Below are 12,070 nucleotides of genomic sequence, written 5' to 3' on the forward strand. Positions count from 1 at the left end.
TCGTTCGAGACGACGTTGTCGGAGGGGTTGTTGTTCGAGCGTCGGGTGTTCCATTCGTTGTTCGCGACCGATGATCAGAAGGAAGGCATGGCGGCCTTCATCGAGAAGCGGCCCGCGAACTTCGCGCACCGCTGAGCCGCTCGTCGACCACCCGCGGACCGGTCGCCCGGTCCGCGGGTGACGTGACGGCCCGCCGATACCTGAATGTCGGTGGGTATCGGTAGCGTCGGGACCCGTGGACATCGGAGAACGCATCCAAGAGCTCGCGCGCCAGATCACGGAGCTGCGCGGCGCCTACTATGACGGCTCGCCACTGGTCGCCGACGCCGAGTACGACGCCGTCGAGGACGAACTGCGCGGCCTGCTGACCGCGCACCCCGACCTCACCCCTGACCCGAACCCGTTGGAACAGGTCGGGGCGCCGACCGTCTTGCACGCGCCCGTGCGGCACGCGCGGCCGATGCTCTCGCTGGAGAAAGCGACTACGCCCGAGCAGGTCGCCGCGTTCTTCGCCCGCTTCCCCGGCCAATCCGTCGTGGTCATGCCCAAACTCGACGGGTTGTCGCTGTCGCTGGTCTACGAGGACGGGCGGCTCGTCCGGGCTGTCACCCGCGGCGACGGCACCACCGGCGACGATGTCACGATGCTGGTCCGCGCGCTGGTCGACGGCGTCCCCGACCGGATCCAGGCCCCGGGCCGGGTCGAGGTCCGCGGCGAAGCGGTCATGCTGCGCTCGACCTTCGTCGCCTACAACACCGCCCATCCGGACAAGCCGCTGATCAACCCGCGCAACGCCGCCGCGGGCACGTTGCGGGCGAAGGACCCGGTTACCGTCGCCGAACGTCGCCTGCAGTTCTTCGGCTTCGACCTGGACACCTCCGAGGGCGGCGCCGCCGTCGACCTGGGGGAGGGCCTGCGCGGGCTCGGCGTGGAAGGCGCGCGCATGCGAGTGTGCGCCGACGCCGAACAGGCCCAGGCCGCGATCACCGAGATCGAGCAGGGCCGCAACGATCTCGACTACGACCTCGACGGCGCGGTCCTGCGGCTGGCCGATCGCGAGGCCTACGCGGCCGCCGGGACCCGATCGAACTCCCCACGTGGCGCGCTGGCGTTCAAGTTCGCCGCCGAGGAGAAGACGACCGTGCTCGTCGAGGTGATCTGGGACGTCGGCAAGACCGGCAAGATCGTCCCCGTCGCCTGGCTCGAGCCGGTCTTCGTCGGCGGCACCACGGTCACCAGGGCCACGCTGGCCAACCAGGAGGTGATCCGCGCCCGCGACATCAAGGTCGGCGACACCGTCCTGGTGCGGCGCGCGGGCGACGTGATCCCCTTCGTCGCCGGCGTGCTCGACGCCGCCGCCCGCACGGGCGCCGAGCAGGAGATCGTCGCACCCACGGTCTGCCCGTCGTGCGCGCAACCGGTGACCGAACAGGGCAACAGCCGGGAACTGTTCTGCACCAACGTGTCCTGTCCCGCCCAGACCGTGCGCAGGCTCATCCACTGGGCGTCGCGACCGGCCGCCGACATCGACGCCATCGGGCAGGTGTGGATCGAACGCCTCGCCGAGGCGGGCATCCTGGAACGCCCGTCGGACTTCTACACGCTCACCAAGGAACGCCTGCTCGAGTTCGACCGCATCGGTGAGATCTCCGCCGCTCGCATGATCGAGTCGATCGACGCCAGCCGGAAGGTGGGCCTGCGTCGCGCGCTGATCGGTCTCGCCATCCCGATGGCGTCCGAGGGCACCGCCGCCCGCCTGGCCCGCGCGGGCTTCGGCTCGCTGGAAGAGGTCGCCGACGCGGGCGAGGAACGCCTCGTCGCCGTGGACGACATCGGCCCGAAGGTCGCAGCATCCCTGGTCGAGCACCTCACCCGCCTGCGCCCGGAACTCGAGCGCCTGCGCGCAGCAGGCGTCGACCTCGACGTGCGCGCCGAAGATCTCCCACCGGTGATCGCGGCCGGGGCGCCGCTGGCCGACAAGACGGTGGTCATCACCGGCGCCATCAGCGACCCGCGCTCCGGGGAGAAGGTCGCCCGCCCGACCTTCCAGCGCCTCTGCGAACAGGCGGGCGCGACCGCGGCCTCCTCGGTGTCGGCGAACACCGACCTGCTCATCACCGGCGCCGGCGTCGGCGACAGCAAGCTGGCCAAAGCCGAGAAGCTCGGCGTCGAGGTCGTCGACCAGGGCGAGATCTGGACGATGCTCATCGCGGCCAAGATCGTCTAGGCCACGGCCGGGCGCGCCGCGCTCGACGCGGCTCAGGGTTGTCCGGGCAGCGTCGCGAGGTAGTCGGTGAAATCGGTGGCGGGATGGCCGGTGAGCGTCGCCACCGCGTCGGTGACGGTCTCCAGGTCGCCCTGGGCGATCGCGGTGTAGGTGCTGACCCAGCCGTCGACCTCCCATCGCGGCGCCTGGTAGGTCGCTCTGCTGGCGTATGCCTCGTCGACCGTCTCGTCGACGAAACGGAAAGGGCGGCCGAGGATTCTGGTCATGTCGGCGGCCGCGTCGGACAGGGTGAACGCGCGTGGTCCGGTGAGGTCGAAGGTCTGGCCGCTGTGGTCCGACGAGGCCAGGACGGCCGCCGCGCAGTCGGCCACGTCGGCACGGGTCACCGCCGCCACCTTGCCCTCGCCCGCCGGGCCGCGGATCACCCCGTCGGCATCGGCGAAATGCGGGATGATGTCCTGGTATTCGTTGTCCCGCAGGAACGTGAAATCCGCTCCGGAGGCGCGAATGGCCTGCTCGGTGTGCCAGTGGTCGCGACCGAAGGTGAACGTGCAGTCCGGCGCGGCCCCGACGAACGACAGGTACACGATTCGCGCTACTCCGGCGTCGACCGCGGCCCGCACGACCGCCGCCTGCTGCTCGGCCCGGTCCGCGGTCTCGGTGGCCGAGACGAAGAAGAACGTCGTCACCCCGCGCAGGGCCGTCGCGACGGTGCCCGGGTCGGCGAAATCGGCGACGGCGGTGGCGGCGCCGGGCAGCGCGGGAAGACGACCGGGGTCGCGTCCGAGCAACCGCAGGCTCGCCCCCGTGCCCGCGAGCGCCCGCGCCACGCGTCCGCCGATGTGTCCACTGGCCCCAGAGATCGCGATGGTGTCCGGCATCGTCCCAGGCTAGGCCACCCAACCGGCGAATCGCTGCCACCTTGCGCCGCGTGTGCGCGCGGATCGGCCCGCATCGTTGCCCGACGACGAGAACGGCCCCGGGTGAACGTACGAAACCGTCTGCCCGGGGCCGGAATACGAGCGGGACTCAGCCTGCGGTCTGCTCGGTGGCGCGGATCTCCACGATCGGCAGCACCAGTGCCGCGGGCGCGCCGGCGGGCACGGCGGGCTGCCGGGGCGCGATCGGCTCGATACGGGTGTACCCGGCCGCCTGCTCGGGACGGTGGTCGACCTCGCCCTTGTTCGGCCAGTACGCGGCGGCGCGCTCGGCCTGCGCGGTGATGGTGAGCGACGGGTTCACGCCGAGGTTCGCCGACACGGCGGCGCCGTCGACCACGCTCAGGGTCGGATAGCCGAACACCCGGTGGTACGGGTCGATCACGCCGTGTGCGCTGTCGGCGCCGATCGCGGCACCGCCGAGGAAGTGCGCGGTGAGCGGGATGTTGAACACCTCGCCCCAGGTACCGCCCGCGACGCCACCGATCTTGTCCGCGACCCGGCGGGTCACGTCGTTGCCGGCGGGGATCCAGGTCGGATTCGGTTGCCCGTGGCCCTGTTTCGACGTCAGCTTGCGACCGAACAGGCCGCGCTTGGTGTAGGTCGTGATGGAGTTGTCGAGGTGCTGCATCACGAGCGAGATGATGGTGCGCTCGCTCCAGTTCTTCACGCTCAGGAAGCCGAGCAGCAGCAGCGGATGCATGATCGCGATGCCGAGGAACCGCAGCCAGCGCGGGATCTTGCCGCCACCGTCGACCATGAGGGTCTGCAGCAGACCCATCGAGTTGGACCCCTTGCCGTAGCGGACCGGTTCGATGTGGGTGTCGGGCGTCGGGTGGATCGAGGACGTGATCGCGACACCCTTGGTGAAGTCCTGGCCGGGCGCCAGCTTCTTCGTCGCCGCGCCGACGATGGACTCGGAGTTGGTACGGGTCAGCAGGCCCAGCTTGTCCGACAGATTCGGCAGCACACCCTGATCGCGCATCGAATGCAGCAGCTTCTGGGTGCCGAGCGTCCCCGCGGCCAGCACGACCTGCCCGGCGGTGTAGGTCTTGGGCTGCTTGCGGACCCAGGCGCCGGTGCGCTCGGTCGCGACGTCCCAGCTGCCGTCGGGCAGCGGGCGCAGCGCCGTGACGGTGGTCATCGGAACGACCTGCGCCCCGGCCTTTTCGGCCAGGTACAGGTAGTTCTTCACGAGGGTGTTCTTGGCGCCGAACTTGCAGCCGACCATGCAGTCGCCGCACTCGACGCAGCCCGTGCGCTCGGGACCGGCGCCACCGAAGTACGGGTCGGCCACGGTCTTGCCCGGCTCGCCGAAGAAGACGCCGACCGGTGTCTGCACGAACGTGTCGCCGACGCCCATGTCCTCGGCGACGGACTTGAAGATCTCGTCGGCGGGCGTCATGTGCGGGTTCTGCACCACGCCGAGCATCTTCTTCGCACGCTCGTAGTACGGGGTGAGCTCGTCGCGCCAGTCGGTGATGTCGCGCCACTGCGGGTCCTGGAAGAACGGCTCCGGCGGCACGTACAGCGTGTTCGCGTAGTTCAGGGAGCCACCGCCGACCCCGGCGCCGCCCAGGATCAGCACATCGCGCAGCGGGTGGATGCGCTGGATGCCGAAGCAGCCTAGCTTGGGCGCCCACAGGAATTTGCGCAGGTCCCAGCTGGTCTTGGGCAACTCGTCGTCGGCGAACCGGCGACCGGCCTCGAGGATGCCGACCCGGTACCCCTTCTCCACCAGGCGCAGCGCGGTGACACTGCCACCGAAGCCGGAGCCGACGATCAAGACGTCGAAGTCGGTGTTGCGTTCGGACATACGAGGACTCCTGGATGGGTGTCGACAGTGACCTGGGTAACGCTAACGTCGACAGTCGGTACTGTCAAAGTTCGGCGCCAGGCGTCCTATGCTGGTCCGGTGCCCCGATACACCCGCGCGGAGCTCGCCGACGTCAGTGGCGTCGCGGCGCGCACGATCCGCTACTACCACTCGCTCGGCGTGCTGCCGAAGCCCGGCCGCGCGGGCAAAGAGGTGGTGTACACCGACGCGCATCTGGACCGGCTGCGCGACATCGTCGCCATGCAGGCGCGCGGGCTGCGCCTGGACGCGATCCGCGAGGTGTTCGACGCCGAACCGGCGTCCGGCGCGGGGGACTGGCGGACGCTGTTCGATCCGCGCGCGGCCCAGTCCGGTGAGCGCGCGGTCCTGCTCGACGACGCCGAACTGGCGACCCTGCTCGGTGATCGCGGCGCCGACGTGCTCGCCGAACTGATCGGCGCGGGCTACCTCGAACGGCGCGACGAGTGCTGGTTCGTGCCGGACCGGCCCATGCTCAAGGGCGCGCTGGTGCTCTACGACACCGGCACCGACATCACCCTCAGCGGCGTGTTGCGCACCCTGATCCGGGAACGGATCGCCGCACTCGCGGACGAGGTCGTGCACACCGTGCGCGCCGCCGCCGGGACGGGATACGGCGGCGAGGACATCGGCGTCGACCTGAGCCGCTTCCGCGACCAGTTCCTCGCGATGGCCTGGGAGGTCGGCGGAGCGACCTTCGCTGCGGAGATCCAGCGCGCCGCGGGCGCGGCCGACGACACGGCACCGGCCCGGATGCGCGGCGCGGCGAGTGCGCGATGATCGGTCGATGAGCACCGACCGACCCGGACCGCGGGCGCTGGCCCGCGCCCAGACGCTCGCCGACATCAAACGGATCGGCCGCGAGCATCTCGCCTCCCAGGGCGCCGCCGCGCTGTCGCTGCGCGCGGTCGCCCGCGATCTCGGCGTGGTCTCCTCGGCGGTGTACCGCTATGTGCGCAGCCGCGACGAGTTGCTGACCCTGCTCGTGGTCGACGGCTACAACGCCCTGGGCGACGCCGTCGACGCCGCACTGGCCCAGGCGCCCGCCGACCCGGCGACCCGCTTCCGGGTGGTGGCGCGCGCGGTGCGGGCATGGGCGCTGGCCGAACCCGCGTGGTACGGACTGCTGTTCGGCACGCCCGTGCCCGGCTACGCGGCCCCCGCCGAGGTCACCGAGACGCCGGGCATCCGGGTGATCGCGACTCTGCTCGGCATCATCGACGGCGCCTACCGTGCCGAACGCCTCACCGACGCGGGCCGGAGCCCAGCCGTGTCCGCGCCCACAGTCGCCGACCTCTCGGCAATCCGCACGCAATTCGATCTCGTCGCGCCCGACTGGTTGCTCGCCGCCGCGCTCACCACGTGGACGACGCTGTTCGGCGCGGTGAACTTCGACGTCTTCGACATGTACGGCCGCGACACCTTCAGCGATCGGGCGGAGATCTTCGAGCTGCAGATCGACCAGATGTTGCGCATGCTCGGATTCGCCGAATAGCCGGAAAGTAGCCATTGGGCTCGGCGTGGTCGACCGGATACGGTGGACCGGTCGGTACCGTAGCGATCGAGGTGTTTCCCGCGGTATGTGGGGTGAGAGAAGTGTGAACGGCGATGCCGGGCGGCGTCGTCAACGAACGGGAGTGCCCGAGTGAATTCTCGCGAGGAGATCTTGCGCCGAGTCCGTGACGGGCTGCTCGACCTGCCCGACGACGAGCGTCGGGTACCCATGCGTCGTTCCGGGGGCGCCGGCGTCGACGTGGATCCGGCCGAGCGGGCGGACATGCTCGCCCGGTTCGCCGAGCGGTTGCGCGCGCAGGGTTCACTGGTCCGCACGGTCGATCTCGCGGATCTGCCCGCCGCGGTGGCCGAGGTGCTGTACGGCATGAGCGTGCGCTCGGTCCTGGCCGCGGTCGAGCCCGGCCCGGCCTGGCTGGACCACTGGGCGAGCGCACCGGGCCACGAGGTCGTGCACGGCGGTGCGGGGACGACGGCGACGGGTGAGGCGGTCGTCCGTGACGCCGTCGCCGGCGATGCCTCGACCGGTTCGCTGGCCCTCGACGTCGACGGTGGTCCCGTGGTCTCCGAGGTCGTTCCGCAGCTCTGTGTCGTGCGCGCGGACCGGGTGTTCGGCTCGCTGCCCGACGCGCTGGACCGGCTCGACCCGCGTCGTCCGCTGGTCTGGCTCGGCGGCCCCGGGGACGTCGACCTGGCCCGGCAGCTCGTCGTTCTGCTCGTCGAGTAGCCGCCGCCCGATGGGTTCGCACGCCGGTCACAAGTCGGCGTGGTGGGTTGTGTGGGACTTGCGGTCTCAGTTATTCTCGGATCAACCGGTGTGACCGCGCTTACAGGGCGATCACCGGATGCGAACCGAGGAGGCACCGATGACGCTGACCGAATCGAGCCGTGGCGAACTCATCACCGAGGAGTACCGAGAGGCGTTGGCGACCCTGTCCCAGGGTTCCGTCGACCGGCATTTCGATCCGTACCTCGACATCGACTGGGATTCGCCCGAGCTCGCCCTTGATCCCGACGACGTGCGCTGGGTGCTCTCACCCGAGGTGGACCCGCTGGGCGCGACCCAGTGGTACCGCGACCAACCGCTCGACAAGCAGATCGCGATCGGCAAGTGGCGTACCGCCAATGTCGTCAAGGTCGGCGCGGCGTTCGAGAGCATCCTGATCCGCGGAATGATGCAGTACATCATGAAGCTGCCCAACGGGTCGCCCGAGTTCCGGTACTGCTTGCACGAGATGACCGAAGAGTGCAACCACATCCAGATGTTCCAGGAACTGGTGAATCGCATCGGCGTCGACGTGCCCGGCATGCGGCCGATGTTCAAGGCGCTGTCCCCGCTGATCGGCGTCGCGGGCGGCTACGCCCACGCGATCCTGTTCATCGGCATCCTCGGCGGCGAGGAACCGATCGACCACTACCAGAAGGCGGTCATCCGCGAGGGCTCCTCGATGCCGCCGATGGTGTTGCGCACCATGGAGATCCACATCGCCGAGGAGGCGCGCCACATCTCCTTCGCGGGCGAGTTCCTCGCCGCGCACATCGGCCGGATGGGCAAGTTCAACCGCGGTGCGTGCTCGGTGGCGTTCCCGATCGCCATGCGCTGGCTCGCGGGGGAGATCATGGCGCCCCCGCGCTCGTTCGAGCGGGAGTTCGACATTCCCCACGAGGTGATCGAGCAGGCGTTCTGGAAGTCGGAGCACTCCCAGAAGATCCTGTCCGGCTACTTCGGTGACATGCGCAAGCTGGCCGACGATCTCGGGCTGATGAATCCGGTCGCGCGCCGGCTGTGGCGGGCGCTGGGCGTCGACGGTCCCGCGTCGCGGTACCGCAGCGAGCCGGAGCGTGGTCTGCGCCGGGTGGCCTGAGGTCAGGCGCCGGGTGTCGCGAGCTGGGTGATGATCTCGACCAGCTGCTGGTCGGGGTCGAGGGTCAGCCCGTGCCTGCGGGCGACCCCGTCGACGACGTGCCAGGCGTAGGAGGCGACCTCCGCGATCAGCTGGTCTCTGGTGAGAACCCGGTCCGGATCGTTGGCCCAGCGGGTGACCGTGGCCTCCGTCATCGAGACGATGGCGAAGGTCATGGTGTCGGCCGAACCGTCGTCGGCGACGCCGACCGCACCCGCCAGCCCGGTGACGAGCATGCGCGTCGACGCGGCGATGGTGGCGATGAGCGCGCTCATCGCATCGATGTCGGAGCCGTCGTCGGGGGGTCCGGTCCGCAGGAATTCGTGCAGGCGCGGATGGTCCTCGATCCAGGTGACCACGCCGCCGACGGTGCGCACCAGTATCTCGTTGATCGATCCGACCCCGATGTCGAGCGCGTCCTCGATGTCGGCGACGAACCGGTCGGTGATCTCCGTCCTGATCCGGCGGTCGAGTTCGTCACGGCCGGCGAACTGCCGGTACACCACCGATTTCGCCAGACCGGCGTGCTCGGCGATCTGCACGATCGGCACCTCGACCCCGGCCGGTGATTCCTCGAGCAGTTCGACCGCCGACAGCACGATCCGCTCCCGACGGCTGTCGTTGTGCGGCTGCCATCGGGCCTGTCTGCCGCTCACGGGGCGTGACGTTGTGCTCGACACCCGCCCGAGTGTAGAGCACCGGGCGGGCGTCGAATCCGCTACCGAGGCACCGTCACCGGATCGGTGCAGCTGGTGGGCAGGTCGACCAGCGAACACGGCGCCGGGCCCCTGGTGGGCCGATAGCCGGCCGGGACGCCGCCTTCGGCGGTGATGGCCCGATAGGCCGCGACGGCGTCGGTGGGCTTGCGGGTCAGCGTCGGGTCGGTCAGGACGTCGACTGTGTAGAGCCCGAAACGTGCTGCGTAGGAACCCCATTCGTAGTTGTCGGTAAGGCTCCAGTAGTTGTAGCCGATGACCGGGATACCGTCGGCGACGGCGCGCTGCAACCAGTAGGTGGTGTCGCGGAGCGCGTCGGCGCGGGTGTAGCCGTCCGCGCGGGGGAGCCCGTTCTCGGTGGGGATGCCGTTCTCGACGATGTAGAGCGGCTTGCCGGGAAAACGCCGCGCGAAGTGGTCGAGCGCGTAGTAGATGCCTTCGGCCTGCAGGGGCAGCGTCCAGAGCTTGTCGGGATCCGGCACCGAGAGTTCGGTGGGGGACAGGCCGTAGTAGTAGTCGATGCCGACGTAGTCGAGCCGGGCCGCGATACGGTCGAGCAGCGGTCCGCTGATCGCGTCGTCGACGGCGGGGATGAAGGCGACGTTGCTGGTGACCTGGGCCCCGGGGTGCCCGGTATGGATGTAGTCGTAGATCTCGTTGTGTGCCTGGGTGATCCGGCCCGCCATCGTCGGCACGTCCGTCGCCGGGATGCCGCCGTGGCGCACCTCGTTCAGCAGGTAGACCGTCGGCTCGTTGAAGGTGACCCACAGTGGGTCGGCGCCGGCGTAGCGGTCGACGACGCGGCGGGCGTTGGCCAGCCAGTTCGTCACCATCTCGGGATCGCGCCAGCCGCCGCGATCCGCCGCCCAGCCCGGGTAGACCCAGTGATCGAGGGTCAGCATCGGGCGCATGCCCGCGTCGGTGATGGCAGCGATGACCTCGTCGTAGAAGGCGAGGCCGTTCTCGTCCCAGACGCCGGGCCGCGGCTGCACCCTGGCCCATTCGATCCCGATGCGGTACACCCGCACGCCGAGGTCCGCGGCCAGCGCGATGTCGGACCGGAACCGCCCGCGGAAGTCCACCGAGTTGAGATAGGGATCCTTCGTCGACCCGGACTCGGCATACCGCCGCCAGTTGCTGTCCGGAGCGTCGCCTTCGGCCTGGAAGCCGGAAGCGGCTACGCCCCAGAGGAATTCGGGACTCATGGGCGCGAGCTCGACGGGCGCGGGTGGTCGTGCGACAGCGGGGGAGAGGCTGCACGGGAGCAGGGTGACAGCGGTCAGGGCCATCGTCACGAGGAATCGGCGACCGGTGGGGGAGGGCATGGCACTGACTCCTGGAACGTCGGGGTGGGGGGAGTTGGGATCCAGTGTGCGACATGGATCTTGTGAAATCGGTGAACCGGCTCGGAGTGCCACTGGTATCGAATACAACATACTGATACGTAGATATGCGCATCTACTAATAGGAAGCTCCCCAAGACCTCACCCCACGCCACAACTTCACGACATGTCCTCTCCTTCCCGCCCCCTCAGCACAAGGAGGGGAGGTCCCCGAAGCCGCGAACGCTGGCGGAGACGAGTGAATTGCCTCTCAGGGAGCCGTTCGGAGGCGGTGAATCGGTTCGGCTCGAGCCAGGATTCGAGGATGGCGCGGAACCCCTTACCAGCCCTCGCTCGCGACTTCGCCACGCATCCCTGGGTGATGCGCGGTGCGGGCGTCGTGCTGCCTGCCGAACGTCTGGTGCGCAGGCTCAGCGGTGGGCGGTGGGGCGTGCTGGATCTGGCGGGCCTGCCATCGATCGAGGTCACCGTGGTGGGCCGGAAGTCCGGTCAGCCGCGCACCACCTCGCTGCTGTGTGTCCCCGACGGTGACGGCTTCTATCTCGTCGGGTCCAATTGGGGTAAGCCGCAGCACCCCGCGTGGTCGGCCAACCTCCGCGCGGCGCGGACCGCGTCGGTCCGGTACAACAGCAGCGCGCCGTTCCCGGTGTCGGTCGCCGAGATCACCGGCGTGGAGCGCAAGCGCGTGTGGGATCTGGTCGTCGAGTTCTGGCCCGGTTACGAGATGGAGTTCGAGCTCTCGGGTGGCCGCGAGTTCCGCATCTTCCGCCTGGACCGCATCGAATCCTGACGGCGCGGTGGGTGTCACGCGTAGCGGTCGACGTGTCCGACGGTGACGAACCCGAGTCGCCGGTAGATCCCTGCTCCTTGGGGCGAGGCGGTGAGCACTACCCGCACGGGATCGGTGTCGAGCGCGAGCTCGAGGGCGCGCTGGGTGAGCGCGGTGCCGATTCCTCGCCCGCGGTGATCGGCTCGCGTGACGATGTGCTCGATCGATGCGCCCGCGGCGCTGGTCACGACAGCGGCGCAGCCCAGTACCTCGCCTTGCTCGCGCCACAGCAGGTAGCGCGTCGAGCCGAGTTCCCAGCCTTGCCGCAAGCCCGCCACGAGGGCTGCCGTCGCGTCGGCGCCCGACCAGAGGGCCGCCCATTCCGCGAGACCGATTTCGCCCGAGACTTCCTCGATCCGGGCGAGCGCACGGCGATCGACGGCCTTGGGCGAGGTCGAGTCGCCGTCAGCGAACACCATGAGCGGTTCGGTTTCGAACAGCGTGAGGTTCTGCCGCGCCAGCAGTTCGGGAAGGTCCGGAGGGTCGATCTCTCGCCAGAAATGCCAGCAGGTGGGGACGCCGTCGAAGTGGTCGCGCATCCGCTCGATCTCGCGGTGCAGCTCGCCGCCGAGCCGCAGCACCGCGTTCAGTTCGTCGCTGGGAGCGTCGGTGCGGAACCAGCTCGACGCTTCGCTCGCGCTGGATTCCCGCGCGCGCAGCAGATGGGTTGCGACATAGGTGGTCACCGCGTCGACACAGCTGTGGCGGATGTCCGGTCGAATCATGGTTGTCCCTTCTCGGCGGAT

At 69.5% G+C, this 12,070-nt stretch carries 12 protein-coding genes; 7 read left to right on the forward strand and 5 right to left on the reverse strand.

All coding sequences use genetic code 11. The features are described from left to right. The coding region (locus tag DFR69_RS23895) for an enoyl-CoA hydratase-related protein (RefSeq protein ID WP_244198446.1) at window positions 1-135 on the forward strand (135 nt) is incomplete at its 5' end. A 100-nt stretch (window positions 136-235) separates the two neighbouring features. After that, entirely contained in the window at window positions 236-2,227 is a 1,992-nt protein-coding gene (gene ligA / locus DFR69_RS23900; protein WP_110039873.1) for an NAD-dependent DNA ligase LigA, read from the forward strand. A gap of 32 nt (window positions 2,228-2,259) precedes the next feature. Here the strand turns inward: ligA and DFR69_RS23905 are convergent, their stop codons facing one another. Both DFR69_RS23905 and DFR69_RS23910 read right to left on the reverse strand, forming a co-directional pair. Next, window positions 2,260-3,108 carry an NAD(P)H-binding protein gene (locus DFR69_RS23905; protein ID WP_110039874.1) on the reverse strand — a complete coding sequence of 283 codons (849 nt, stop codon included), beginning with the start codon at window positions 3,106-3,108 and terminating at the stop codon, window positions 2,260-2,262. Between the two features lie 148 nt (window positions 3,109-3,256). Next, on the reverse strand, window positions 3,257-4,981 hold the full coding sequence (locus DFR69_RS23910; RefSeq protein ID WP_110039875.1) for a GMC oxidoreductase: 1,725 nt from the start codon (window positions 4,979-4,981) through the stop codon (window positions 3,257-3,259). A 99-nt stretch (window positions 4,982-5,080) separates the two neighbouring features. On the opposite strand from DFR69_RS23910, the gene DFR69_RS23915 reads away from it, so the two are divergent. From DFR69_RS23915 to DFR69_RS23930, 4 genes are all read left to right on the forward strand, one after another. After that, window positions 5,081-5,800, forward strand: a complete 720-nt coding sequence (locus DFR69_RS23915; RefSeq protein ID WP_110039876.1) for a MerR family transcriptional regulator — start codon at window positions 5,081-5,083, stop codon at window positions 5,798-5,800. Between the two features lie 7 nt (window positions 5,801-5,807). Then, a complete protein-coding gene (locus DFR69_RS23920) occupies window positions 5,808-6,515 on the forward strand; it encodes a TetR/AcrR family transcriptional regulator (protein ID WP_110039877.1) in 708 nt (235 codons plus the stop codon). 150 nt (window positions 6,516-6,665) lie between these two features. Then, a complete protein-coding gene (locus tag DFR69_RS23925) occupies window positions 6,666-7,259 on the forward strand; it encodes a hypothetical protein (RefSeq protein ID WP_110039878.1) in 594 nt (197 codons plus the stop codon). A 139-nt stretch (window positions 7,260-7,398) separates the two neighbouring features. Continuing rightward, on the forward strand, window positions 7,399-8,397 hold the full coding sequence (locus tag DFR69_RS23930; RefSeq protein ID WP_110040080.1) for an AurF N-oxygenase family protein: 999 nt from the start codon (window positions 7,399-7,401) through the stop codon (window positions 8,395-8,397). Window positions 8,398-8,399: 2 nt separating this feature from the next. Here DFR69_RS23930 and DFR69_RS23935 read toward each other — a convergent pair whose 3' ends face one another. Together DFR69_RS23935 and DFR69_RS23940 are read right to left on the reverse strand one after the other, a co-directional pair. Further along, the gene (locus tag DFR69_RS23935) at window positions 8,400-9,116 is read right to left on the reverse strand and encodes a TetR/AcrR family transcriptional regulator (protein WP_244198429.1); all 717 of its coding nucleotides are present in this window, start codon (window positions 9,114-9,116) and stop codon (window positions 8,400-8,402) included. Window positions 9,117-9,154: 38 nt separating this feature from the next. Then, the gene (locus tag DFR69_RS23940; protein WP_244198430.1) at window positions 9,155-10,477 is read right to left on the reverse strand and encodes a family 1 glycosylhydrolase; all 1,323 of its coding nucleotides are present in this window, start codon (window positions 10,475-10,477) and stop codon (window positions 9,155-9,157) included. 322 nt (window positions 10,478-10,799) lie between these two features. Here DFR69_RS23940 and DFR69_RS23945 point away from each other — a divergent pair, with 322 nt between their 5' ends. After that, the gene (locus DFR69_RS23945; RefSeq protein ID WP_167456386.1) at window positions 10,800-11,285 is read left to right on the forward strand and encodes a nitroreductase family deazaflavin-dependent oxidoreductase; all 486 of its coding nucleotides are present in this window, start codon (window positions 10,800-10,802) and stop codon (window positions 11,283-11,285) included. A gap of 14 nt (window positions 11,286-11,299) precedes the next feature. Here the strand turns inward: DFR69_RS23945 and DFR69_RS23950 are convergent, their stop codons facing one another. Then, a complete protein-coding gene (locus tag DFR69_RS23950) occupies window positions 11,300-12,049 on the reverse strand; it encodes a GNAT family N-acetyltransferase (protein ID WP_110039882.1) in 750 nt (249 codons plus the stop codon). Window positions 12,050-12,070 lie beyond the last annotated feature (21 nt).

This window comes from Nocardia neocaledoniensis (assembly GCF_003182135.1).
Taxonomy (GTDB): domain Bacteria; phylum Actinomycetota; class Actinomycetes; order Mycobacteriales; family Mycobacteriaceae; genus Nocardia; species Nocardia neocaledoniensis.